22 protein-coding genes and 1 pseudogene are annotated in these 26,034 nt (G+C 38.6%); 15 read left to right on the forward strand and 8 right to left on the reverse strand.

All coding sequences use genetic code 11. The features are described from left to right. Positions 1 to 8 precede the first annotated feature (8 nt). The 6 genes from QL995_RS19160 (at position 9) to QL995_RS19185 (ending at position 7,484) form a co-directional block, all read left to right on the forward strand. Positions 9 to 2,099, forward strand: coding sequence for a chemotaxis protein CheA (locus QL995_RS19160; protein WP_290294879.1), 2,091 nt, complete (start codon positions 9 to 11; stop codon positions 2,097 to 2,099). Further along, the gene (locus tag QL995_RS19165; RefSeq protein ID WP_007584959.1) at positions 2,096 to 2,581 is read left to right on the forward strand and encodes a chemotaxis protein CheW; all 486 of its coding nucleotides are present in this window, start codon (positions 2,096 to 2,098) and stop codon (positions 2,579 to 2,581) included. Before QL995_RS19160 ends, QL995_RS19165 begins: the two co-directional genes overlap by 4 nt. Positions 2,582 to 2,626: 45 nt before the next feature. Beyond that, positions 2,627 to 4,933 (forward strand): methyl-accepting chemotaxis protein, encoded by a 2,307-nt coding sequence (locus tag QL995_RS19170; RefSeq protein WP_290294880.1) that lies wholly within the window; start codon positions 2,627 to 2,629, stop codon positions 4,931 to 4,933. A gap of 79 nt (positions 4,934 to 5,012) precedes the next feature. Then, on the forward strand, positions 5,013 to 5,843 hold the full coding sequence (locus tag QL995_RS19175; RefSeq protein WP_024591684.1) for a protein-glutamate O-methyltransferase CheR: 831 nt from the start codon (positions 5,013 to 5,015) through the stop codon (positions 5,841 to 5,843). Further along, the gene (cheD, locus tag QL995_RS19180) at positions 5,827 to 6,444 is read left to right on the forward strand and encodes a chemoreceptor glutamine deamidase CheD (RefSeq protein ID WP_007584962.1); all 618 of its coding nucleotides are present in this window, start codon (positions 5,827 to 5,829) and stop codon (positions 6,442 to 6,444) included. Before QL995_RS19175 ends, cheD begins: the two co-directional genes overlap by 17 nt. A gap of 8 nt (positions 6,445 to 6,452) precedes the next feature. Beyond that, entirely contained in the window at positions 6,453 to 7,484 is a 1,032-nt protein-coding gene (locus tag QL995_RS19185; RefSeq protein ID WP_007584963.1) for a chemotaxis response regulator protein-glutamate methylesterase, read from the forward strand. Here the strand turns inward: QL995_RS19185 and QL995_RS19190 are convergent. After that, entirely contained in the window at positions 7,474 to 8,511 is a 1,038-nt protein-coding gene (locus QL995_RS19190; RefSeq protein ID WP_121955520.1) for a polysaccharide deacetylase family protein, read from the reverse strand. The genes QL995_RS19185 and QL995_RS19190 overlap by 11 nt on opposite strands. Before the next feature lie 42 nt (positions 8,512 to 8,553). Here QL995_RS19190 and QL995_RS19195 point away from each other — a divergent pair, with 42 nt between their 5' ends. Continuing rightward, positions 8,554 to 9,825, forward strand: a complete 1,272-nt coding sequence (locus QL995_RS19195; RefSeq protein ID WP_024591683.1) for an MATE family efflux transporter — start codon at positions 8,554 to 8,556, stop codon at positions 9,823 to 9,825. A 14-nt stretch (positions 9,826 to 9,839) separates the two neighbouring features. On the opposite strand, the gene QL995_RS19200 is transcribed toward QL995_RS19195, so the two are convergent. Further along, positions 9,840 to 10,109: a hypothetical protein gene (locus tag QL995_RS19200; protein ID WP_002959572.1), complete on the reverse strand. Its 270-nt coding sequence runs from the start codon at positions 10,107 to 10,109 to the stop codon at positions 9,840 to 9,842. A gap of 9 nt (positions 10,110 to 10,118) precedes the next feature. Then, positions 10,119 to 10,694 carry a Fe-S biogenesis protein NfuA gene (gene nfuA, locus QL995_RS19205; protein WP_002959571.1) on the reverse strand — a complete coding sequence of 192 codons (576 nt, stop codon included), beginning with the start codon at positions 10,692 to 10,694 and terminating at the stop codon, positions 10,119 to 10,121. A 146-nt stretch (positions 10,695 to 10,840) separates the two neighbouring features. Between nfuA and QL995_RS19210 the strand changes: the two genes are divergently transcribed. After that, the gene (locus tag QL995_RS19210; protein ID WP_290294882.1) at positions 10,841 to 13,396 is read left to right on the forward strand and encodes a M14 family zinc carboxypeptidase; all 2,556 of its coding nucleotides are present in this window, start codon (positions 10,841 to 10,843) and stop codon (positions 13,394 to 13,396) included. 222 nt (positions 13,397 to 13,618) lie between these two features. Here the strand turns inward: QL995_RS19210 and QL995_RS19215 are convergent, their stop codons facing one another. After that, a complete protein-coding gene (locus QL995_RS19215; protein WP_024607440.1) occupies positions 13,619 to 14,296 on the reverse strand; it encodes a ComF family protein in 678 nt (225 codons plus the stop codon). Between the two features lie 74 nt (positions 14,297 to 14,370). On the opposite strand from QL995_RS19215, the gene bioH reads away from it, so the two are divergent. From bioH to QL995_RS19230, 3 genes are all read left to right on the forward strand, one after another. Next, positions 14,371 to 15,108, forward strand: coding sequence for a pimeloyl-ACP methyl ester esterase BioH (bioH, locus tag QL995_RS19220; RefSeq protein WP_101163194.1), 738 nt, complete (start codon positions 14,371 to 14,373; stop codon positions 15,106 to 15,108). A 90-nt stretch (positions 15,109 to 15,198) separates the two neighbouring features. Then, positions 15,199 to 15,507, forward strand: a complete 309-nt coding sequence (locus QL995_RS19225; RefSeq protein WP_007584971.1) for a hypothetical protein — start codon at positions 15,199 to 15,201, stop codon at positions 15,505 to 15,507. A gap of 4 nt (positions 15,508 to 15,511) precedes the next feature. Next, complete coding sequence (locus QL995_RS19230) at positions 15,512 to 16,366, forward strand: putative metalloprotease CJM1_0395 family protein (RefSeq protein ID WP_007584974.1); 855 nt, start codon at positions 15,512 to 15,514, stop codon at positions 16,364 to 16,366. 72 nt (positions 16,367 to 16,438) lie between these two features. Here the strand turns inward: QL995_RS19230 and QL995_RS19235 are convergent, their stop codons facing one another. The 4 genes and pseudogenes from QL995_RS19235 to QL995_RS19250 form a co-directional block, all read right to left on the reverse strand. Further along, positions 16,439 to 18,766 carry a Tex family protein gene (locus QL995_RS19235; RefSeq protein ID WP_169061323.1) on the reverse strand — a complete coding sequence of 776 codons (2,328 nt, stop codon included), beginning with the start codon at positions 18,764 to 18,766 and terminating at the stop codon, positions 16,439 to 16,441. Between the two features lie 168 nt (positions 18,767 to 18,934). After that, positions 18,935 to 19,516 carry a CBS domain-containing protein gene (locus QL995_RS19240; RefSeq protein ID WP_010554942.1) on the reverse strand — a complete coding sequence of 194 codons (582 nt, stop codon included), beginning with the start codon at positions 19,514 to 19,516 and terminating at the stop codon, positions 18,935 to 18,937. A 50-nt stretch (positions 19,517 to 19,566) separates the two neighbouring features. Then, entirely contained in the window at positions 19,567 to 19,878 is a 312-nt protein-coding gene (locus QL995_RS19245; protein ID WP_007584977.1) for a hypothetical protein, read from the reverse strand. 116 nt (positions 19,879 to 19,994) lie between these two features. Continuing rightward, positions 19,995 to 20,333 (reverse strand): annotated as a pseudogene (locus QL995_RS19250) (GreA/GreB family elongation factor); the annotation flags it as partial. Positions 20,334 to 20,439: 106 nt separating this feature from the next. On the opposite strand from QL995_RS19250, the gene gmtY reads away from it, so the two are divergent. The 4 genes from gmtY to greB all read left to right on the forward strand — a co-directional run bounded on the left by gmtY (position 20,440) and on the right by greB (position 26,002). Next, positions 20,440 to 21,759, forward strand: coding sequence for a gamma-mobile-trio recombinase GmtY (gene gmtY / locus QL995_RS19255; RefSeq protein ID WP_039489106.1), 1,320 nt, complete (start codon positions 20,440 to 20,442; stop codon positions 21,757 to 21,759). Continuing rightward, positions 21,756 to 24,488, forward strand: a complete 2,733-nt coding sequence (locus QL995_RS19260) for a VPA1269 family protein (protein WP_039489104.1) — start codon at positions 21,756 to 21,758, stop codon at positions 24,486 to 24,488. Before gmtY ends, QL995_RS19260 begins: the two co-directional genes overlap by 4 nt. Next, a complete protein-coding gene (gmtX, locus tag QL995_RS19265; protein WP_290294884.1) occupies positions 24,485 to 25,096 on the forward strand; it encodes a gamma-mobile-trio protein GmtX in 612 nt (203 codons plus the stop codon). The genes QL995_RS19260 and gmtX overlap by 4 nt, the downstream gene beginning before the upstream one ends. Before the next feature lie 435 nt (positions 25,097 to 25,531). Then, positions 25,532 to 26,002 carry a transcription elongation factor GreB gene (greB, locus tag QL995_RS19270; RefSeq protein WP_039489102.1) on the forward strand — a complete coding sequence of 157 codons (471 nt, stop codon included), beginning with the start codon at positions 25,532 to 25,534 and terminating at the stop codon, positions 26,000 to 26,002. Positions 26,003 to 26,034: the final 32 nt, after the last annotated feature.

A 26,034-nucleotide genomic window follows, 5' to 3' on the forward strand; every position in this document is an offset into this window, starting at 1 on the left:
AGCGCAGTGTGAGTATAGATTTAAGTCAATTTTTTGAAGTTTTCTTTGAAGAGAGTTTTGAAGGCCTAGATACCATGGAGGCTGAGCTATTAAACTTAGTGCCAGGTGAGGAAGATTTAGAAACTATCAACACTATTTTTAGAGCTGCTCACTCAATAAAAGGAGGCAGTGGCACTTTTGGCTTTAGCTCCGTTGCTGACTTTACTCATGTACTTGAAACACTACTGGATCAAATTCGCCAAGGTGAACGAGAGCTTAGCACCGAGCATGTCAATTTATTACTCAAAGCTGTGGATTGCTTGCGCGCTTTACTTGCTGCACTTCAAGGTGAGCAAGAGCCAGATTTAACTGAGGCAGATTTGTTAAAAGTACAATTTGAACATGTACTTGGAATGAAAAACGAAACACAAGAGAATAAACCTCAAAGCAGTGAAGAGCAAACAAGTAGTAACACCTATCAAATAGACTTTAAACCCCATCATCATTTATTTAAAACAGGAAACGAGCCACTGTATATGATCAGTGAGCTCGAAGAGCTAGGTGAGTTAGAAACCACAGTATTTTACGATGAAGTTCCAGAAATTACAGATTTGAGCAGTGATGAATGCTTTTTACATTGGCGCTTTTTTTTAGATACTAGCCATGATGAAAAAGCCATAAAAGAAGTATTTGAATGGGTAGAAGACGATGCCGACATAAAAATTGAATTATGCGGAGGCTTATTTGGCAATGATGAGCCAATACAACCTAATCAAGGTGAGATATCTAAAGCTGTTGAGCTTGAAACATCCGATTTAATAAAAGTAGCTGAGCTACCTAGTAAGCCAAAGCAACCCGCTGCTAATAAAGATAAAAAACCTGCAAGTACACCAGAGTCTACCTCCATTCGAGTTGGTATTGATAAAGTTGATTCGTTAATAAACATGGTTGGCGAACTTGTTATTACACAAGCTATGCTAAATCAACTCAGCGAACAAGAAATCACACCAGCCACAATCACTTTACTACAAGAAGGTCTAGCGCAACTTGCCCATAATACGCGTGATTTACAAGAAAATGTGATGCGCATTCGTATGCTGCCAATAAACTTTGTATTTAGTCGTTTTCCTCGATTAGTGCGAGATATAGCGCAAAAACTAAATAAGCAAGTTGAGCTAAAGTTGATTGGAGAGCAAACCGAGCTTGATAAAACAGTAATGGAAAAAATATCCGATCCTATGGTGCATTTAGTGAGGAACTCACTTGATCATGGATTAGAGACTGTTGAGCAAAGACTGGCGGCAGGTAAAGATCCCGTTGGCACAGTAACCTTAAATGCATTTCATCAGGGTGGAAACATTGTTATTGAAATAATGGATGATGGGCAGGGGTTAAATACAAAAAAAATAAAAGAAAAAGCCATCACTAACGAATTAATCTCAGCTGATAATCATCTCAGTGACGATGAAATAAATGAGCTTATTTTTATGCCCGGCTTTTCGACAGTGGATGAGGTAAGTGACTTATCTGGTCGTGGAGTTGGGATGGATGTAGTTAAGCGAAATATTCAATCATTAAATGGCTCAGTGGAAGTAACCTCAGCGCCCGGTGTTGGTTCTACGTTTACTATTAGATTACCACTTACTCTCGCTATTTTAGATGGGCAATTAGTTAAGGTGGCTCAGCATACTTATATTATCCCGCTCATTTCTATTGTGGAATCTCTGCAAATTGATATTGCTAAAGTGAGTCGAGTGGGTAAAAACCTTGATGTATTGAGGCTTCGGGACGAATACATTCCTATTTTAAGGCTCTACGATATTTTTAATCATAAAAATGCCATTGAATCACTCGATAAAACGCTGCTTGTTGTTGTAGAAACAGATAACCAAAAGGTGGGTTTATTAGTTGATGATTTACTGTCTCAACAACAGGTTGTTATTAAAAGTTTAGAGGCTAACTATCATAAAGTTGATGGCGTATCGGGAGCCACTATTTTAGGCGATGGGCGTGTATCGCTGATTGTGGACATTAGCGGCTTAATAAAGCTCTCAGGTTTAAAAAAACCAGGTAGCCAAGAATTAACGATTGAAAAGCAAGCCACTTTGGAGGCGTTATGAGCTCAGAGCAAAGCCAGTTAAGTAATCAATTAAATCTTCAGCAACAGCAAGGTGTAAAACAGTTTTTAACTTTTATTATGGCTGATGAAGAATACGGCGTTGATATTTTAACAGTACAAGAAATTCGCAGTTGGGAAGAAATTACAGTACTGCCCAATGCGCCTGAATTTGTAAAAGGCGTTATTAATTTACGTGGAACAATAGTGCCAATTATTGATTTACGGTTGCGCTTTGGATTACCAAGTGTCGACTATGGGCCATTAACGGTGGTTATCGTTGTCAAAATAGAATTTGAACTAGGTAGTAAAATTATAGGTGTTGCTGTTGATGCCGTTTCTGATGTTTACAGTATTGCGGAGCAAGATGCGAAAGCGGTTCCTAGTTTATCTGAGTCGAATAATTGTGAATATGTAGCTGGGTTGGTGAATGTTGGTGAAAAAATGGTAGCGCTAATTGACCTGCAAAAAACAATGAATATTTAGCAAATAGAAACTAAATGAATAATAAACTTAAAGGTGGTGATGAGCATGGGATGGTTTAGTAATCCAAAGCAGTCAAAATCAAGTAATGATTTAATTGTAGACGCATTGAATAAATCATTAGCGGTGATTGAGTTTGAATCTAACGGAAAAATAATTACTGCAAATATGAATTTTCTAAACGCGATGGGCTATCGTCTTGAAGAGGTTCAAGGCCAGCATCACTCTATGTTTGTTGACCCAGATGAAGCTCAGGGCAACGATTATAAGAACTTTTGGCAACGCCTGCGTAATGGCGAGTTTATCTCAGATGAGTTTAAGCGTAATGCAAAAGGTGGAGCTGAGGTATGGATCCAAGCAACTTATAACCCAATTGTTGATGAGCAAGGGCAAGTATTAAAAGTAGTTAAATTTGCCACCGACGTGACCGAGCAAAAGTTAATAGCAGCAGAAGCCTCAGGGCAAATTAGTGCTATAAGTAAATCTCAAGCGGTTATCGAGTTTAATTTAGATGGCACTATTATTGATGCCAATGATAACTTTTTAAATGCACTTGGTTATCAACTTAGCGAGATTAAAGGTCAGCACCATAGGCTTTTTATTGAACCCGAACATGCAAATAGTATCGAATATAAAGAGTTTTGGGCCAAACTAGGTCGCGGTGAATTTGATTCAGGGGAATATTTAAGAATAGGGAAGCAGGGTCAGGAGGTTTGGATTCAAGCATCTTATAACCCAATTTATGATATGAACGGCAAGCCGTTTAAAGTGATTAAATACGCATCTGATATTACTGAACAAAAAGAGCTTGAAAAAGCATCTCGCAAAGCAGCCGATTTAGCAAATGCGCTTAAAGTTTGCCAAGCGAACGTAATGATTGCTGATGAAGACCTTAATATAGTATTTGTGAACGATCGTGTTCAGCAAATGCTAAAAGTCCGCGAAAAAGAATTACAAACTGTATTACCAAGCTTTTCTGTTGATAATTTAATTGGCACATGTGTTGATGATTTTCATAAGCACCCTAACCATCAGCGCGATTTATTAAAAAACCTCGATAAGCCTCATAAAGCCGAATTACTTTTAGCAGGTGTCACTTTCACCTTGATTGCTTCACCTTGGATTAGCCAAGATGGAAAGCATTTAGGCACCATTGTTGAGTGGGAAGATAGGACCAATGAGGTTGCGCTTGAAAAAGAAATAGCCGAACTTATTAGCGCTGCAGGTAATGGCGAATTAGATACAAGAGTCGCGGAAGAAGGCAAGGAAGGATTCTTTTTACGTTTGGCTCAAGGGCTAAATAGCTTAGTTAAAATCGTTGATGATGCAGTTGCTGACACGGGCAGTATGCTCGATGCGATGGCAAATGGTGATTTATCAAAACGAGTTGAAAAAGAATATAAAGGCTCATTTGATAAACTCAAACGCGATGCTAATGCTACGGCAGATAAGTTAACGGAAGTGATTAATCGCATTAATTCATCGGCAACGCTTGTAGCCAGTGGTGCAGAGGAAATCTCTCAAGGTAATGCTGATTTAAGCCAACGTACAGAAGAGCAAGCCTCGTCACTTGAAGAAACAGCGTCGAGCATGGAAGAGATGACTAGCACCGTTCGCCAAAATGCTGATAACGCAAAAGTGGCAAACGATTTAGCAGAAGAAACATGCGAAAAGGCGATTCAAGGTGGTGAGGTTGTAAATAGAGCAGTTACGAGCATGTCGGCAATTAATGAGTCGAGCAAGAAAATTGCAGATATTATTGGTGTCATTGACGAAATAGCATTTCAAACTAACTTATTAGCGCTTAATGCTGCAGTAGAGGCTGCAAGGGCTGGTGAACAAGGTCGAGGCTTTGCGGTTGTTGCAGGTGAAGTGCGTAATTTAGCACAGCGCTCTGCAGGCGCAGCGAAAGAAATTAAAGAGTTAATAAGAGATAGTGTAGGCAAAGTAGCTGATGGCTCTCAATTAGTTAATGAGTCGGGCGCTACACTTAAAGAGATTGTTGTATCGGTACAAAGAGTGACGCAAATGATTTCTGATATTACAGAGGCATCTGAAGAACAAAGTGCGGGTATTGAACAAGTTAATACCGCCATCTCACAAATGGACGAAATGACGCAACAAAATGCCGCCTTAGTAGAGCAAGCCTCTGCCGCTGGCGAGTCTATGGCTGAGCAAGCTAATGAGATGCGCCAACTACTCAACTTTTTCTCAATAGGTCAGCAAGAGATGGCGATGATTTCGCCGATTATGCGCACACCTAAATTATCTCATAAGTCGCAAAGCAGTTTTGTAAGTAATAAACCCAGAGGCGATAACTTTGTAGACTCTGCTGATGAATGGGAAGAATTTTAACAACCAATCTTCTTATATACCTCGCTGAATACATAATCACAGCGAGGTATTATTTGGCAGGCTAAATTGAGAGCGAACAATGAAAGAGTTTTTGTGTACCGACCGCGACTTTAAAGAAATTGCCAGTTTAGTTTATAGCGCATGTGGAATTGTATTAGGTGAGCATAAGCGAGAGATGGTTTATTCACGCTTAGCAAGACGTATTAGAGAGCGAAAACTAACTGACTTTAAAGCCTATTTAGAGTATTTAAATAGCCATAAAGATCAGGAGTTTGATGCCTTTATTAATGCAATAACAACTAACTTAACGTCTTTTTTTCGTGAAATACACCACTTTGAATTTATAAAATCTGAGCTTGTACCTGCTCTCTTAAAGGCAAATAAAAATAGTAAGCGAGTAAGAATCTGGTCTGCAGGTTGCTCAACAGGAGAAGAACCCTACAGTTTGGCGATGACTTTAAATAATGCATTTCCGAGCAATTGGGATGTAAAAATACTAGCAACCGATTTAGATTCTAATGTATTGGCAAAAGCACAAAAGGGTATTTACACCGCAGCGAATGTTAACGGCTTAGATGACGTGCAACTTAAGCGTTGGTTTTTGAAAAGTAAAGACGGTGAAAACTATAAAGTTAAAGATAGGCTAAAAGAGTCTATTTCATTCAAGCGTTTAAACTTATTGCAAGATTGGCCAATGAAAGGATCATTTGATCTTATTTTATGTCGTAATGTTGTTATTTACTTTGATAAAGAAACAAAAGATCAGCTTTTTAAGCGTTACGCCAATATATTAAATGAACAAGGTTATTTGTTTTTAGGTCACTCAGAAAGTATGGGAAAAGAGCATACGCAATTTAAAAATTTAGGGAAAACTATGTACCAAAAGGGACAAAATGCACGCAGAGTTTAGGCCGGTATTACCTAACTTTGAACATATTAAACGATATTGGGACTCGGGCCGAGGTAGCGTTGTTGCTAAAGTGCTTCCGGGTGAGTTTTATGTTTCTAAAAATAATGAGCTGATCTCTACAGTTCTGGGTTCGTGTATTGCGGCTTGTGTTTACGATGAAGTACTAGGGATTGGGGGCATGAATCACTTTATGTTACCAATTCAAAAGGGAGTAGAACTTAAGAATGCGCATAGTTTAAGTTGTCGGTATGGCAATTGGGCTATGGAGTATCTTATAAACGAAGTTTTAAAAAATGGTGCGTCTCGCCGTAACCTAAAAGTAAAACTTTTTGGTGGGGGTAAAATTATTAGTGCGATGACTGATATAGGGCTGGGTAATATTAGTTTTGCAGCGGCGTATATTAAAGAAGAGGCATTAAATCTAGTTGCCCACGATATGGGGGGACCATGGCCACGAAAAATATTTTTTCATCCGAACACCGGTAAAGTTCATATGAAAAAACTTAAAAACCTACATAATAATACGATTGAAAAACGCGAAGTCCGTTACTTACAAAACCTTAAAAAGCAAGAAGTAGTAACTGATATAGAGCTGTTTTAGGAGTATGCATGATTAAAGTATTAATAATTGACGACTCCCCCTTAATTAGGCGTTTACTCACTGAAATATTACAGCAAGCTAAAGATATTACGGTAGTGGGGAGCGCTGAGGATCCCTACGAAGCTCGTGAAATGATAAAAAAGTTAAATCCTGATGTATTAACGCTCGACGTAGAAATGCCAAAAATGGATGGCATTAGTTTTTTAAAAAACTTAATGCGATTAAGACCAATGCCAGTAGTGATGATTTCAACACTGACCCAAAAAGGCTCTCCTATTACACTCGAGGCACTCGAATTAGGGGCTGTTGATTTTATAGCTAAGCCTACTAATAACGTAAGAGAGCAATTGAGCCAATATGCATCACTTGTTCAACAAAAGGTGCGAATAGCTGCTGGAGCAAGAGTAAGAAGCTATAAAAAAACGGTCGTCACAAATGAGCCTATTAATACCCATTCTCAATTTTTACTTAATAAAGTAATTGCGATAGGTGCTTCCACGGGGGGTACTGAGGCTATCAAAGAAGTACTTATTAAAATGCCACAAAATTGCCCGCCCATTGTAATTACTCAGCATATTCCTCCTGTGTTTAGCGCCTCATTTGCTGAGCGAATGAATCGTACATGCACGATAAATGTGAAAGAGGCTGAACATGGCGATAAGCTTAGCACTGGCTGGGCTTATATAGCACCAGGTGGTTTTCATTTAAGTATTAAAAAGCGAGGTGTTAGCTTGTATTGCCAGCTTGATGATGGCGAGCCGGTCAACAGACATAAACCTGCGGTAGATGTGCTGTTTAACTCATTAGTTGAGACAGGAGCTAAAAACGTAGTTGCAGCCATACTAACAGGGATGGGGAGTGATGGCGCAAAAGGGTTACTTGCACTAAAACAAAACGGTGCGTATACCTTGGCTCAAGATGAGTACTCATCGGTGGTATGGGGTATGCCTAAGGCTGCCGCTGAGTTAAATGCAGCAGACGAGATAGTTGCGCTGGATAAAATAACCCAGCGACTATTACATCAGGCAGTTAAGGTTTAGGCGCTTCAATTACCCAAGGCTGCGAAAACCAAAAATAATCACCAGGGCTAGAAATAGAAGGGGCCGTACAATTAAAACGAGAGCGTCCTTTATTAAGCACCTTTGGTGAGGTTATTTCGACTGTATTTTTATTTACCCATTTTAAATCTGCTTGGCCTACGCTTGATACGTAACAGGCAAATTGGCTTTTATGAAAGTCACCCATTTTAAATTCAATTGTGAGCGTGGGTGGATTTTGTTGTGTAACGCTATCTTGATAAGTTAAATTGGTGATATTAAACGCGCGTGAGTTAAGCTTAGTAATAAGAGTTTCTAGTTTGCTGTAAAAGCCTGATGCAGGAAAACGCGGTAAGCGGCTAAAATTAGAGTCTTTATTTACAGCGCCGGAGTGCTGACCAATACCCACAAAACCAAGCTCTGTCACAAGTGCTTGCAGCTCGTTATTAAACTCACCATACGGGTATGCTAAGTATTTATAGTCGTGGCCTATTTCTTCTTTTATACGCTTTTGAGAGCTAAGAATATCTTGCTTAATACGTGATTGCCATTGTGCATCGGTTTCGTTTTCAAGCTTAAGGTGTAAGTAATCATGTTGTCCGCTATGATTGGCTATTAATGCCCCTTTTTTAGATAATTCTTTGAGCTTATCCCACCCCATTACGTAGCTCATGCCCTCGTCTATTAATTTAGGATTTACAAAGATAGTGTACGGGTAGCCAAACTTTTCTAAAATAGGCGCGGCTTGTTCATAGTTATTGTTATAACCATCATCAAAGGTGATGGCGACAGTTTTATCAGGTAAGGTTTCACCTTGCTGAAGTGCGCTTATTAAGTCATTAAGAGGAATAACGTTAAAGTTGTGCTCTTTTAAATAGCTCAAATGTTTAGTGAATGTATTGGCGCTAACGCTCGTTACAGCGGGTAGGGTTTCACTAACATGATGATACTGTAAAATAACGGCTGCTTGAGCCCGCACAGATATACTAATGAGGATAAATAATACTAAATGAAACAATTTCTTATACATAATAAGGCACACCATAAAAGCTTGCTGTTGTTAGCGGGTCCGATGATACTATCAAATATCACAGTGCCGTTGTTAGGAATTGTTGATACCGCTGTAATTGGGCACTTAGGAAGCGCTCATTACTTAGCGGGTATTGCCCTTGGCTCTGCAGTTATATCTATTTTATTTTGGCTTGCTGGTTTTTTAAGAATGAGCACCACGGGACTCGTGGCACAAGCATACGGAAAAAACGATTTAACCCAACTTGCCGCTTTACTTAAACGAAGCCTATTGCTTGCAAGCGCAGTGGCCGTGCTATTAATTGTGTTATCCCCATTAATAAAGCACGCTATTGCTTACCTCTCCGCCGCCAATAGCGATGTACTTATCCAAGCGTATCAGTATTTTAGCATTCGTATTTTTAGTGCTCCAGCAGCATTGTGTAATTTAGTGTTACTGGGTTGGATGCTTGGTGTACATTATGGTCGAGGCCCATTTTATTTATTACTCGTCACTAATATCGTTAATATAGTACTCGATATTTATTTTGTTGTTTATTTAGATTGGGCAGTTGCAGGCGCTGCGTGGGCTTCACTTATTGCTGATTATACGGCTTTAGTATTTGCACTGTTTTTAGTGGTTAAACTAGCTAAAAAACAAGACATTGATCTAAATGTACCGAATTGGTTGAGTATTAGCAAAATGGCTGAATTATTGAGTTTGAATAGAGATATATTTATTCGCTCTTTAATACTGCAATTATGCTTTAGTTTTATGACGTTTTACGCAGCGCGTATAGGCGAAACCACATTAGCTGCTAATGCTGTTTTACTTAACTTTCTAATGTTGGTGAGTTTTGCTCTTGATGGCGTTGCTTACGCGTCTGAGGCAAAAGTAGGGCAAGCTAAGGGCCAAGGAAGCGTTAAAAATATAGAGCTTTGGGTTAAAATAAGTGTATTTTGGGGCATGCTTTTTGGCGTCTTATATAGCGCTTTTTTTGCATTATTCGGCAGCGGTATAATCAAGCTTTTAACCAATGTGCCAGAGGTTATTCAAGAGGCAACACACTATTTACCATGGCTAATAGTGTTGCCTATTTTGGCCATGAGTTGCTTTTTGTTTGATGGTGTTTTTGTAGGGCTTACGCGAGCAAAGAACATGCGTAACAGTATGATACTTTCAGCTGGAGTTGGCTTTTTTGGTGTGTTTTGGGTGTTTATAGACTTGCAAAATAACGGGTTATGGCTGGCTATGAGCTGTTTTATGTTAATGCGCGGGGTTACATTAATAATTAAATATCACCACTTAAAAATAAATAATCAGCTATTAGATTAAACTAAATAAATGGTTTATTTCCAGAGATCGGGGTCGTGGTGTTTAGGGCCCATATCTTTTAAAACTTGTGAAAAACGATTGGCAAAAATACCGCAGTAGCCCCAACCGGCAAAAAATAATGCGGGGAGTAAAATTATAACGCCAATTATTTGTAAGCTGTAGTGGGTGTAATACCCAATAGATATGAATATCACGGCTAGCACAAACAGTGCTAAGCCGCGAAAAAAGCGCTTTAAGCTCAGCTTAGGATTGCTCCCTAAGCGATAGATAAGCTGCTTTAGCATTTACAAGGCCTAATAGTAAGAGTGATCGCCCGCTTCGTGTTCTGTTATATCAGCAACACCGGTGATTTCTTCAAACTTAGCTATCATTTCTTTTTCAATGCCTTCTTTTAGTGTTACATCGATCATAGAACAACCGTTACAACCACCACCAAACTGAAGTATAGCTATACCTGCAGCTGTAATCTCAACAAGGCTTACTTGACCACCGTGGTTAGCAAGTTGTGGATTTACTTCGGTTTCTAGCATGTGCTGTACACGTTCGTTTAACGATGCATCGTCACCTATTTTACGCGCCTTTGCATTTGGTGCTTTTAGCGTTAACTGAGTACCCATTTTGTCGGTAACAAAATCGATTTCAGCTTCTTCTAAAAATGGAGCACTTTCTGCATCTACAACGGCATCAAAACCGTTAAAGTTTAGGCGAATATCGCTCGCTTCTACAGCGTCTTCTGGACAATAAGACACACCACATTCCGCTTGTGATGAACCAGGGTTTACAACAAACACACGAATATTGGTTTGTTGTGATTGATCTGCTAATAGTTTAGCAAAATGCGCTTGCGCTGTTTCGGAAATAGAAATCATAAAACCATCTATACTTGACTAAATTACTCGGATACTGCGTATCATACTCCGCTCATCGTGTTGCGGCTAGTGTTGAGCGTAAAAAGTTGGCATCTATTTTAAGCAATGGTAGCGTGCAAACAACGAACATTTTTTGAGTGATTTATATGCGTTTGGTATTAACATTAATGGTGGTGTTGCTTAGCTTTTCAAGTGTAGCTAAGCCACTTTCGTATTATTTTGAACAAGATGTAAAATTTGACCCTTCAATTCCTACTCCTGAGCAAGTACTCGGTTACGAAGTAGGAGAGTGGCACGTAAGACACGATCAGCTCGTACGTTATATGGAAATACTTGCTGATAAAAGCGACCGTATAAATTTTGAAGTGATTGGCCGCACACATGAACAACGCCCGTTAGTAATGCTAACAATTACAGCAGCTGACAAGTTATCAAGCATAGAGCAGACACGCCAAGCTCACTTAGCACGCTTAAGTAACGATGTATCAGATGCTAATTCTACAAAGCAGCCTGCCGTTGTATGGATGGGATATAGTGTGCATGGTAATGAGTCATCAGGTAGTAACTCATCTTTGCTGGTGGCGTATTACTTAGCTGCTGCACAAGGTGCTGAAATAGATGAGTTATTAAATAACACGGTTATTTTACTCGACCCTTCGCTTAATCCTGACGGACTTGCTCGTTTTGCTAATTGGGCCAACAGTAACCGAGGTATGAACTTATCAAGCGACCCTAAAACCCGTGAACATGTTGAAAACTGGCCAAGTAGTCGTACCAATCATTACTGGTTTGATTTAAATCGTGACTGGTTATTACTACAGCATCCTGAATCGCGCGCGCGTATTGCTAAATTTCATCAGTGGAAACCAAATGTCTTAACCGATTTTCATGAAATGGGGCCTAATAGCAGTTACTTTTTTCAACCAGGTATTCCAAGCCGTAAACACCCAATAACACCTGATGAAAATGTAACGTTAACTAAAGCGATTGCTAACTATCACGCAAAAACGTTAGATGAAAACAATGCACTTTATTTTACTGAAGAAAGCTTTGATGACTTCTATTACGGTAAAGGTTCAACCTATCCCGATGTAAATGGTGGCATAGGCATTTTATTTGAGCAGGCAAGTTCTCGTGGACATATTCAAGACACCATAAATGGACCCTTGAGCTTTCCTTTCACTATTAAAAATCAACTGTTAACGAGTTTATCTACCTTTAAGGCAGCAGTTGATAACCGCCAAGCGTTATTGGATTACCAAGCTAAATTTTATAATCAGGCTACTGATTTAGCCAGCGATGAAAGCTTTGAAGGTTATGTTGTTGAAGGTGCAAGCGACAACACCCGTATTAAGCACTTTTTAGAATTGTTAAAGCAGCATCAAATTAACGCTTACCCACTTACTAAATCATTAAAAGCAGATGGTAAGAATTTCAGTACACATAGCTATTTTGTACCATTAGCACAACCACAATATCGTTTGGTAAAAGCGATTTTTAGTGAGCAAAAAAACTTTGCTGATAATACTTTTTACGATGTATCTGGCTGGACATTAGCGCATGCGTTTAATTTGCCATTTTCTAAAGTTAAAAGTAGTTGGGGATTAAAGGTTGCTGATAAAGCATGGGAAAAAGTAGCAACCCCATCATTTTCTTCACTCACCGAAGGTTACGCATTTGGTTTTTCGTGGGATGATTATTTAGCACCTAAAATGTTAAATAGCTTATTACAGCAAGGTATAAAAGCACGTGTAGCGCTAAAAGCATTAACGGCTAAATCAACATCAGGAGAAATTAATTTTAAACCTGGAAGTATTATTATACCGGCTGGACTACAAACAAATACAGATTGGATTACCTTGCTAAATAAAGCACAAAATGAGTTTGGTATTGCAATCAAACCGATTACATCAGGTTTAACAAGTAAAGGAGCCGATTTAGGGTCGCGATCAATGGCGGTTGTTAGTGCTCCAAAAGTACTGCTTATTGGCGGGCAAGGCGCAAGCCAGTACGAAGTCGGCGAAGTGTGGTATTACCTAGATCGCTTTGTAGGTGTTGCACCAACAATTGTTGAAATGAACCGCTTTAGTTCACTCGAGTTAAGTGACTACAGTCATATTGTGCTTGCTCATGGCAATTACAATAGCCTATCTGATGCCGACAAAGTTGCTATTAAAAGCTGGGTAAGAAAAGGCGGCGTTATTTGGGGTCACAAAGGCGGCGCTAAATTTTTAGCTGATCAGCAATTACTCAAAGCAAGCTATCTATCACGACAAGATGTAGCAAGTGCATTTAAAACGACAGATTTAAGTTATGGCGATAAAGATCATTTAGCAGGACGTCAACGCATTGCAGGTGCTATTTTTAATACTAATGTAGATTTAACTCATCCGCTTACATTTTCACTTAAGCGTAATACATTGCCCGTATTCAAAAACAGTACTTGGTTGCTAGAAGCTTCCGATGCTCCGTTCGTAAATATACTTACCTACACTAAAAATCCATTATTGGCAGGCTTTACCGATGCCGTTAATGTTGAGCAAGTTGCTGGCGGCGCAGGCTTAATTGCTCACTCATACGGACGAGGTACAGTAATAGGCATGACCGACGACCCTGTATTTAGAGGTTACTGGTATGGGACTAGTCGACTACTAAGCAACGCTTTATTTTTTGGTCATACGTTTCGTGCAAATGGCGAATAATACCAATTCGCTTAATTAAGTGATCTATTTTGAGGATGGAAAAACGTGTTGATAGCTAGGCAAAAAATTCGCTATTTAGTTGTTCTCGGCAATTGCTCCTGCATTGCTCTACCTTCTGCATCCATGCAGTCGTAAATGAGAATTTTTTAACACAGGTAGCGACACGTTTAGCCCCGCAAAATGATTAAGTATTATTGCGGATTGGTATATACTTTTTAATAATTAAATAGGCGTTAAGCAAGTTGTAAAAGCCCACACTTGTTTAGCGCCTGCTTGTTTTAGTGCACTAGTAGCTGCGTTTAATGTTGCCCCTGTCGTCATCACATCATCAACAATAGCGACTGTTTTACCGCCCATATCCTCTGTACAAATAAAGGCATTTTTTAAGTTTTTAATACGCTTTGCTTTAGATAGTTCCGACTGGGCTCGTGTTTTTTTATTGCGAATAAGTACGTTACTCACTGATGCGTAATTAGCTAAACATGGTTGCCAAACTTGGCTTACCTGATTAAACCCGCGAGTAATGAATCGGCTTTTATGAAGAGGTAAAATAATAAAGGTATCTGGCAAAGTAGGGCTTTGCTCAAAAAACTGCGTTAATTGTTTTTGTATAACTTGCTGCAGTGCCTTTTTATAATGAATTTGATTATTAAATTTTAGCCTTTTAAGCCAATGTTCAAAGGGAGGTTGATAAAAAGCACAGGCAAATAATTTATCAAACTCGCAATTAGGAAACATCTCAACAATATCGGGTCGATGCAGTAAATTCTTATGCTTACTAAAATCAAACAATGGTAAATCTTCAAGGCAATAATCACAAAGCCCTAAAGAGGTCGTAATCGTATTTTGACATTGCATGCAATAAGAGGGAAATAACCAATTTAAAACGGCTTGTTTCACTGACTCGCTCCTTGCATTGCAATCGCCTTTTTAAACGTTATGATGAGCCTAAGTTTGGTAAAGGTTAGGCAAATATGCAAAATGAGTTAGTGTTATTACATGGTTGGGGAATGAATCAGGGCGTATGGCAGTTAGTACAGCCAGAACTTGAGTTTTTATATTCAGGAAGTGTACGTAGCCTTGACCTACCTGGGTTTGGTAATAACCATGTTTGCCCAAGCCCTTATACTTTGCATGATGCAGCAGAAACTTTAAGTAAGCAGTTAAAGCCGAAGACCATTTTAATGGGGTGGTCGTTAGGTGGATTATTTGCACTTTATATTGCTAAGCATTGGCCTGAAAAAGTATCAAAAGTTATTTTAATTGCATCGACTCCTTTTTTTGCGGAGGCAGATAATTGGCCCGGAATAAAAGCGAATGTATTGGCGCAGTTTAAAGAGCAGTTAGTTAATCATCGAGAAAAAACAATAGAGCGCTTCTTAGCTATTCAAGCGATGGGTAGCGAGTCGGCGCGTGATGATATAAAGCTGCTTAAACAATTACTAAACCAGTACAGCGCACCACAAAGCGACGCCCTGAGTGCTGGTTTAGATATTTTACAAAACGACGATTTACGTGATTTATTTGCTCATTGCCCAGTACCTATCAAAGGAGTATTTGGCCGACTTGATGCCTTAGTGCCTTATAAAGCAATTAGTGAAATGTCAGTACTAAATACTGAGTTTGAATACGAGGTGCTAGATAAAGCGTCGCACGCGCCATTTATTTCTCATAAAAGTGAGTTTTTATCTGTCGTTAAATCAATGCTTTAAAATAGAGCTAAGAATAGCGCTGTTTAAAGCTTTATTTTGAGCAGAACCTGAGCGATAATTAAACAATGTTTATTTGGTGGAGGTTTTAATATGCCAATCGGATCTGTATTTAATAGTGGTGTAGAAGGGTTTAATCGAGCTAGCCAAGGTATTGAAAAAGCCAGTGCTGAGATTAACCGTGCCAGTATAGAACAGCAAGATGACGCACAATTAGCGCAGCAACGTCAGCTTACAGCAGCACGCCCTGAAGAAGCTATTACTGCACCTGTAGCACAGCCAGCTCGTGTTGATGAAGCGCTTGTTAACTTAAAAGTTGAAGAGTTTAATGCCAAGGCAAATACGCAATCAATTCAAACGGCCGATGATGTACTTGGCACGTTAATCGATATTAAAGTTTAGTATTATGAATATTGTCACGCCATTTCCGTCTATCAATATAAACACTGCAAATGTTTATACGGAAACTGCACGGCGTGACAACCAACTACGCGAAGTTATTCCTGCTCCCGCATCTAGTAGCGCAAGCAATACAGAAACCAAAGCGCAAAGTGATTCTGAAAAAGCAAAATTACCAGGCAGTAGCGATGGTGCGACGTATAACGCAACGGGAAAAATAGCAGACGAAAAGTCAGTTCAGCAGCGCGATGGAAACTCAGAAAACCCTGAGGGCTCTGAGGAAGAAAGTGAAGCAATTGAGAAAAAAGAATCTGAGCAAGAAGAGCTGCAATTAGAACAAGAACAACAACAAATTACAGAGCTAAAAGCACGAGATACTGAAGTACGAATACACGAGCAAGCGCACGCTTCTGTAGGTGGGCAACATGCTGGCTCGCCAAGCTATGAGTATCAACGTGGCCCAGATGGTACTAACTACGCAGTTGGCGGAGAAGTACAAATAGATGTGTCAGAAATTCCGGGTGACCCGCAAGCGACTATAGACAAAATGCAAACGGTACGAGCTGCCGCATTAGCGCCTGCAGAGCCTTCGGGAGCTGATCGCTCTATTGCCGCAGATGCTACGCAAAAGCTAGCAGCGGCTCAAGCTGAGCTTGCACAACCTGAAAAAGAAGACGACGAAGACGCAAAAAGTAAACTTGAAGCGTCATTCTCTAGCGATGAAAGCAACGATACAAAAACAGCTAAAAGTGATGAGCAAACACGTGATGCCGATGTTGAGGCACGGGCGGGGCGTATTGCTAACTTTTATCAAATGGCTACATCGCCAGCGAGCCAAAGTAGTTTTTCAGCGTTAAGTTAATAATTTAGTAAAACGTAACCACAAAAAAACCGCTTACGCGGTTTTTTTCGTTTTAGCTTAGCTGTACAACTATTATTTTTTCACTTTAGCATTAGCGAACGCATCGGCAAATGCATTACCCATTAACGCATTACCGTTGTCACGTTTAGGCTTTGCAGCGCGAGGTTGCGAATTATTAGCACGTGCTTGTGGCTTTTGCGTAGCTGGCGCTGCTGACTTATTACTTGTGTCAATGTCGTCATCTAAGCGCATAGTAAAGCTTATACGTTTACGTGCAGCGTCTACTTCAACAACTTTAACCTTTACAATATCACCAGCTTTAACAACTTCACGCGGATCTGATATAAATTTATTCGTGATTGCTGAAATATGCACTAAACCATCTTGGTGAACACCTACATCAACAAACGCACCAAAATTAGCAACGTTTGAAACCACGCCTTCTAAAATCATACCTGGTTTTAGGTCACTAATTTTTTCAACACCGGCTTTAAACTCAGCTGTTTTAAATTCAGGGCGAGGATCTCGACCTGGTTTATCAAGCTCAGTAATAATGTCGGTAACGGTCGGTAAGCCAAATTTTTCGTCAGTGTAATCGTTAGCAGCAAGTTTAGTTAAAAAGTCGCTGTTACCAATTAGGTTACTGACATCGACGCTATTGCGTTCACAAATACGTTTAACAACAGGATAAGCTTCAGGGTGAACTGATGAGTTATCTAGAGGATCGCTACCATTGTTAATACGTAAAAAACCAGCCGCTTGTTCAAATGCTTTTGGCCCTAAACGCTCAACCTTTTTAAGCTCACTACGTTTAGTAAATGTGCCGTTAGCATCGCGATAATTAACGATATTTTGCGCTAATGTTTTGTTCAAACCAGATACGCGTGTAAGTAGCGGTACCGATGCCATGTTTAAATCTACGCCTACTGAGTTTACACAGTCTTCAACTACTGAAATAAGGCTTTGGCCTAATTGGCTTTGCGATACATCGTGTTGGTATTGGCCAACACCAATTGATTTTGGCTCAATTTTAACAAGTTCAGCAAGAGGATCTTGAAGGCGGCGCGCAATAGAGACAGCCCCTCGTATAGAAACATCTAAATCTGGGAATTCATTAGCTGCAAATTCAGAAGCTGAGTAAACCGATGCACCCGCTTCGCTAACCATAATTTTACTAAGCTTAAGTTCGCTGTTTGCTTTCATAAGCTCAGCAACCAACTTATCTGATTCGCGTGATGCAGTACCGTTACCAATCGCAATTAGCTCAACTTTATGCTGACGACAAAGTTGCTCTAACGTACGCACTGATTTATCCCAATGATTTTGTGGTGCATGAGGGAAAATAGTTTGTGTAGCTAGTAATTTACCTGTGCTATCAACAACGGCAATCTTACAGCCAGTACGAAGGCCTGGATCAAGACCTAAAGTAGTACGGGGGCCTGCAGGTGCTGCCATTAATAAATCTTTTAAGTTTTTAGCAAATACGTCGATTGCACCAGCTTCTGCTTTTTCGCGCATTGCTGCAAAAAATTCATTCTCTAGGTGTAATCCTAACTTAATTTTCCACGCCCATTGCACAACGTTTAATAACCAAGGACTTGCCGCTTTATATTTAATATCTAAACGGTAATGGTCAGCAATCATGTTGGCACATAGTTGCGCTGAATTTTCAGCGCTAGGCTCTGGATTAACATTTAACTGAAGTACACCTTCATTTCGGGCTCTAAGCATAGCAAGCGCACGGTGAGAAGGTACTTTTTTGAGAAGTTCTTGATGCTCGAAGTAGTCACGGTATTTTGCACCAGCTTGCTCTTGGCCTTTAATTACAGTGCTTTCAATTGCGCCGTTTTGGCTTATGTGACTTCTAAATTTAGCAAGTAATTTTGCGTCTTCAGCAAAGCGCTCCATCAAGATAAATTTAGCGCCTTCGAGTACAGCTTTTGTATCTGCAAAGCCTTTTTCAGCACTTACAAATTGATCTGCTTGTTGCTCTGGGTCAAGGTTAGCATCTTTAAATAGTGCATCTGCAAGAGGCTCTAAACCAGCTTCAATTGCTATTTGGCCTTTAGTACGGCGCTTAGCTTTATAAGGTAGGTATAAATCTTCAAGTTCAGTTTTACTTTGTGCATTAGTTATATCGGCACTTAGCTCTGGCGTTAATTTATTTTGCGATTCGATGGTCGATAAAATAAAACTACGGCGCTCTTCTAGTTCACGTAAATACGATAAACGCTGCTCTAAAAGGCGTAATTGGGTGTCGTCTAGGCCGCCGGTAACTTCTTTTCTGTAGCGGGCAATAAAAGGAACAGTTGCGCCTTCATCAAGTAATTTTGTAGCTGCAACAACCTGTTGCTGCTGTGCGTTTAACTCATCGGCTAAACGTGCAGAGATATCGCTCATGCAAAAACCTTTTTATACAATAAAATAAGACCAGAAGCGTGTTACTGGCGCCGTTAATTGCTTGAATAATATCACAGGAGGTAGTAATAAAAAGCTCTTAAAGCAAGCTATTTCACTTGCTTTAAGATGGTTGGGAGGGGAGTAAATCAATTCAACTAAAAGAGCGCCCTAGTGAGGGTGCTCAATGTTTTCTAATACTTCACTGAAAGAGTGAGCAATAGGGCTAATATGCAGTGGAATATGTAATGTTTTAGCTATTTGGCGAGCTGAAATTAAACCACAAATTTCGCTACTTGCTGTTGTTACTAATAAAAACATTACACCTTGATGCTCCATTGTTTGCAGCGCATCACCAATACATGCATAGCTTAAACTTTGCATGCTTACACCTGTAAGTCGGCTAATTGGCGTCATAATATCGCGCAAGCTTACTTCACTTCGTGGGGTATTTAAACGCTCTGCAATAATAGTAATTTTAGAGCTTTGTAAATCGGCGCTAGAAACAAGACCAATCAATTTTTGGTTCTCGTCGGTTACTAAAACAAAATCAGATTGTTGCGAGCTAACTTGTTTAAGTGCATCTGTAATCGTTGTTGTATGCTCTGCACGAATAGGCGTTTTTTGAGTAAAGTTATTTACCATTTTTAGCGCTGGAGATGATAAATCAATCAATGGTTGGTCATCTGCAAATGTGCTTGCAATAACGCCGTGAGAAACATTTTGAGTACGTAATTCTTTAAAGTTAGACATAGTAGTCACCTTAGTAGTTATAAAATTTAATTAAGTTGTAAAATAATGAATTAAATTAAATAGCTAGGTGGTCCGCGTTGGTACGCAGTGCTAAAAGGTCTGTTTAGGTTGGTGCTCTTATAAAAAGAATCTACGACATTAGGAAGTGGTTGAGGCGACCTAAAGGTAATAGTATTAACGTGAGAGTCTACGTCAAAATCGAGGTTTGCTTGGTCAGGAATGTCACAAGCAATAAAGTGATTAGATAGTTTAGCGTTATCAAGGTTTACTTCAGTGTTACTGGCATGCAGCGTCAAACTTACACTCATTAAAAGTGCAAACAATACGGCATTATTTAATATGCGCTGTACTATGTTTGACATAACCACGACCTTAATTAACTGCTTTCAAATTAAACAAATCAACTTGAATAATTCAGTTATAGCTTATTGGTTTAATTTACACAATCAAAAGTTAACATGATCTGAATCAAAACTTTTTATTTCTTTTTTTGGTAATCGATACTGTTTACATACCACTGTTTTTTACCCTGAGGAGTAGGTACCTCAAAATCGTCATCTACTTGTTTTTTAATCAGCGCCCGCGCCATAGGTGAGTCTATCGATATGTAATCTTTTCGGTCGTAAATTTCATCAGGTCCGACAATTCTGAATTTTTTAGTTTCACCTTCTTCGTTTTCAATTTCGACCCATGCACCAAAAAACACTTTTCCATCTTGAACGGGAGAGTAGTCGATGATTTTTAAATCAGGTATGCGTTTGCGTAAATAGCGTACACGACGGTCAATTTGGCGTAGCAAACGCTTGTTGTACTGATATTATAACCCCACCCAAATATATACTAAAATCACTACTTTAATACTTGTTAGATGATAGAAAAGAGTTAGTATTAAGGAAAAGTAAATATACTATATAATAAAAAGTATGGCATACATCCAAAAAATAAACGTAAAGTATCATGATAAAGAGGCTGGTAGTATTTGTGAGTTACCAGCTCTTTATACAGAGAAAGGTGTCGTGATATCACATATAAGATATCTTGCTTGGTACAGCTCTAAAAGTGAGTCATGGAAAGAGCGCTCTATATTTTCTTTAAAGCTCCTACTCACATATATTGATGTCGTACCAAACTTTGAAAACTCAACTTTATTATTAAAAGGTTTTACTAAAGCACTATTAGTAGGAACAATCGATTACGATAAAATGGATGACGAACTTGGATTGTATTGGAAGGCAAGAAAGCCTAGAGATGCAAATAATATATTATTTCATATAACGCATTACTCTGATTTTTTAGCTTTACAGGAAGGGTTTGACTCATCAAGGATAAACCCCTTCAGAAAAGCAACCAGTTATGAAGAGAGATTAAATTGGTGTGCATATTATCATAAGCACGCAAATGTGTTCCTAAATCATTTATCTAATCAAAATGACGCTGCCTTTAATGCGAAGAGAGTAAGATTCATTGATCGGTTATTAGAGCCTAAAATAAATAATGAAAAAGCGATGAAATTCCCCGATGAGCACTTTGAAAAGCTTCTTTATATTGGAATGGTAAAAGGCTCAACACCAGACTATAAATCTCAAGCTATGACCATGTTATTAAATTATGGTGGATTACGTAAAAGTGAGCTATTTCACCTTTATGTTTCAGATATAACTTTACACCCAATATATCGAGATGAAGCATTAGTTAGGGTCTATCATCCAGAAATAGGCCGCTCACCTGACAGTAGTTTTGCAAATAGGCGAGAATACTTACTCGAAAGCACTTTCTATAAACCAAGAAATACATACCGATTATCAGAAAGACTATATGCGGGTTGGAAGTCACCTTTACTCACAAATAAAGACGGCTATTTTGAAGTGATATTTAACCCGCCTGAAAAAGCAAAAGAATTTTTAATATCTTGGGTTAACTATCTTAAATATCAACGGGTAGAGCCGGCAAAAACAGACACTCACCCATTTGCATTTACCAACTCCACAGGAGCGCCTGAAACGATAAAAAACTTTCAGCGAATTCATAAAAGAGCAGTAAAAAAAATTGGGTTGGAAGTTCAAAAAGAGCTTGGAACTACAGAGCATGGACACAGGCATGCATATGGTTATCGCGCACGACAACTTGGTTTAAGCCAAGTTGAAATTCAAAAAGCAATGCATCATAAGAGCTCTCTATCCTGCTTGGTATATATACAACCAACCTCAGAAGATATTCGTAGTAAGATGAGAGAGATTAAATGAGCAAACTTAAAGGTGACTCGAGCCTTCCATTAAATATACCTGTATCAATAAAAACATTGGGTGAATACAAAGCAATATGCAAAAAAAACGGTATTACTAACTCAAGATTACATTTAGAAAATTACAAAAGCATACCAGGCCTAATTGCACATCCAGAGAGGGTTTTTAAGGATGAGTGGGTGAGCTATAAAGATACATTTGATGTCCCTGATTTTTATTCCTATAAAAAGTTAAAGAGTATTATTAAGCCATTAGCTCTCAAATCACAAAAGGAATACAGGGCATTTGTTAAAAAGCAAGATGACCCTCAAATACCAAATGACCCACAGGGGGTATGGGAAAGTGAATGGGAAAATTGGTTTAAATTTTTAGGTAAAAAAGAGCCTTACAATTTAAAATTTATTGCAAAACCATATATAGCTTGGGCTGTAAAAATAGAAGAATTTATGACCCAAGCATTAGGCGGAGGTTCTAAAAACTCTTTGCTTTGTCGATTCGTTCGAATTTATATAGAAAAACACGATAAAAGCTTAACTCCAGAAGCATTTCTTACAAAGCAAAAGGTTAATATTAGACCCTTAAAGCAAGAATTAGAAAAGTTGAATACCGATAATATGCGGCGTAACTTGATAATTGCAGTGAATGAATTTTTAGACTTTGTAATTACCAACGATCTAACTAGTGAAGATGAGGAGACTGGAGAGATCATTCGTGTAATGGATGCTAGAAATCCTTTATCGCTGCTATCAAATTCAGCAAGTGTGATGTCTCCGCAACGCGCTGAGTCAACTAAACCTTGCTTGCAGTATTACTTTGTTAAAAAGGCCCAAGAGTGGATAATTCCAGCTAATGCAAAAACTTTTAAAGACCTAAAGCATTTGCAAAAATTTGATGCTGATTGGCTGAAAGTATCATCGAAGGAAGTAGATCGAAGTGACCCTGATTGCGTGATAAAAAAGATTGGAGATCAGCTTTATATGTGGTCTCCAATAAATTGGTTGCATACGTTCACTTTAACAAAAGTTCCATTACGGGGTCGTCAGATTGCATATAATGATTCAGGTGAAGCAGATGATGTAATAGCTAATGTTGATCAAAATGGAAAAATAATTTGGGAAAAAAATAAATCTATTTTTTCGGGGTTAACAAAAAACCAAGCGTTTATTAAAAGAATGCCTGACGAAAACGCAGGGATGTTTATCACTACAAACAAAACAAGTAATAATGGTCAAGGTTATTCAATACCTTGGATACCTGAAGACCTTATTTATTGGTTAGTAAAACTTCGTAAGTGGCAGCAAAAATATAATCCTATAGATAACCCTACGAACTGGTCTAGTTGTAAAAGAACAAATTTAAATGAGTTGCAACTTAAGGCTAAAGGAATAAATTGTTTTTTATTTAGGGCGTATCAGGATATTGAGCCACAAAGTGTTGGTAATTCCCTAACACCAAGGTTAGCTGCCGCACTTTATAATGTTCAACCATCAAATTTAGAGCTTGCAACGCTATCAGGGAAGGAAGCAACGTTAAATCAGTATAAGTCTAAGTATACCCCTCACTCAATGCGTGTGAGCCTTATAACGGCTTATATAATGGAAATGGGGATGCCTATTGAAATAGTTATGAAAGTTGTGGGGCACTCATCAATTGTAATGTCTATTTATTACTGCAAAATTACGCAAGGCGATATTAGAAAGCGATTAGAGCAGGGCGAGAAAGAAGCATTAAAAACGAGGGTTGACGCTACTCAGAGTTTAATTGAACAAAATAAAATAGAGAAAGTAAAAAATGAATTGGTATCAAATAATGAAGAGTTACTAAATTCATTAACAAACTCTATTCCAGCAGGGAACTTCATTTTCAGGGATTATGGTATCTGCCCATATGCCGCAACTCGCTGTGAAGATGGCGGAGAACTTAATGGTAGTGGTACATCATTACGTGTACCGGCTCCATCTGGTTATCTAGGGACGCAAAATTGTCTTCGCTGTCGTCATTTTATTACAGGCCCCGCATTTATTGGTGGGTTGCTATCCATCACTAACGAAATATTATTTCACTCTAACACCCAGTCATCTCAATGCACAAAGTTACAAAGTAAAATTACTATGCTTGAGAAAAGTTTAGACGAATTAGATCGCCGAGAATACGTAGCTAATTTAAAAAATGAAAAAATTGACTTATCAGAGCGTAAAATTCTTGAGTTAAAAATAAGAAAAACTGAGTCAGAATATGAAAGTGCAGCAAAAAAAATGGATATGCTCTTATGTGACTTACAGTCGTCCTACAAGCTAATTAAAATGACACAATCAATAGCTAATCAAAAAGACAGCTTGTCCCTCGTTAAAATGAGTGATTCAGAAATAGAAATATCTTTAGAAGAGACATCTTCATTTGAGCAACTTCAAGAGGTTTGTGAGAATGCAACGATTTATGAGTCGGCCAATGCATCGCATGCCATAATTCCAAGATCTCAACAGTTGGATAAAATGGCTGTATTCAATGAAATATCTCCCGGCTTATTCTTACTCACAGAAGAGCAACAATTGCACGCTGGAAATCAATTAGCGCGCCTTTTAAAGTCTCGTTTAAAAACATGGTCAAAAGTTAGTCGTGTAATTAATTGTGATATTAAGCTCTCCGACCTTCTTGGTGATGAACAGATTTCAAAGTCTGAAATCGAATTTATTAATAAAAATAATACGTTAATTAATAGTGAGTTATGAGTATGTCACCTGAAGATCTACTAACTGAATTACAAAAAGGTTGCTCTACTAAGATTAGTGAAACCCTCGAAGCAATCTATAGGGTTTGTATGGAGCAAAGAAAAAGAGGTGTTGATGACTATTCTATTTCTACAATATCAAAGTTAGGCACTCAACGAGGGGTTCCAAAAGCACAAAGTATTCGTAATAAATCGGGTGAAAAGTATAGAGCACTTATTGCATCATTTGCAGAGAACAGCCCAGTAAAAGATCTTGGTAAGCAAAAGCATCAAGGGTTAGACTGGATAGATGAAATAAACAATCCAAAGCATCGATTACTAGCAAAAATTCAAGCTTCCGAGCTAATTGCGACTCGAAAAAAGCTACAAGAAATTATTCCACCAAACCTTCAAATTGATATTTATGACTACAAGTCTACTGGGCTTGGTTCTGAGCATAAACTATCGAATCAAGAGCGCAGAGCATTAGAATATTTATTATCAAATAGCTTTCAAAGCAAATGGAAATTAACGCCAACGGATTATGGGGAGCTTATTGATGAAAATAAGCATGCTGTTTTTAAAGCGGCTACCCTTGACGCTATAAAAAAAGCTTTAGATTTTTTATAGCCGTAATATCTATAACACACGCTAAAATTTAATTTGCTGTCTGGTTATTATAATCTTTGTAGTTTCAATAAAGGAAAGCTTCATTTGGATAGAAAAATTAAAAGACCCTATAGTTAGGCTTCAAGATAACATTTTCTACTCTCAAGCATTAGCAGCTGAAAAACTAGCAAAGGAGATATAGTACCGATTGGTCCAGTCATAGAATTTTATGAAGGTGGGTAGTCTTCGTCACCAAACTCAAAATAGACTGACTTAGAAGTAGAAGATCTTGAATACCTCATATCTAAAGAGTTTATGCGCCGAGCAGGTTTGGAAGTGGGGCCAAACGGTAGTATATTATCAAGTAATGATAAAGATAACTTTCTCCCGGTTGCAACTTTAGATGCTGTTAAAAAAGCATTGCAGTATTTGTAATATTGGGATGGGGCAAACTAATTGTATACCAATCTAATAACGCGTGAAGGATTAGACAAGCTAAATAAAGAGCTTAATTACCTTTGGCGCGACTACAGACCTGAAATAACAAAAAAAGTAGCTTGGGCTGCTAGCCTTGGCGATCGTTCAGATAATGCCGATTATAAAGAAAATAAAAGATTACTTAGACAGATAGATTCTCGAATTAGGTTCCTTAGAAAGCGCATCGAAGCAGTCAAAGTTATTGACTACTCTCCTCAACAAGTCGGCAAGGTTTTCTTTGGGGCATGGGTAGAGGTTGAAAATGATAATGGTGAAACAAAAGCTTTTCGCATAGTTGGCCCTGATGAGATCTATGGTCGTAACGATTACATTTCTATTGACTCTCCTATGGCCAGAGCGATGCTAAAAAAGGAAGTTGATGATGATTTTCAAGTTAAAACGCCAGTAGGGATAAAAGAGTGGTTTATTAACAAAATTGAGTATAAGTAAAGAGCTAGTACAGCTTATGCAACAACTAACTT

It is taken from the genome of Pseudoalteromonas sp. APC 3358, from assembly GCF_030408075.1.
In the GTDB taxonomy this organism is placed as follows: domain Bacteria; phylum Pseudomonadota; class Gammaproteobacteria; order Enterobacterales; family Alteromonadaceae; genus Pseudoalteromonas; species Pseudoalteromonas arctica.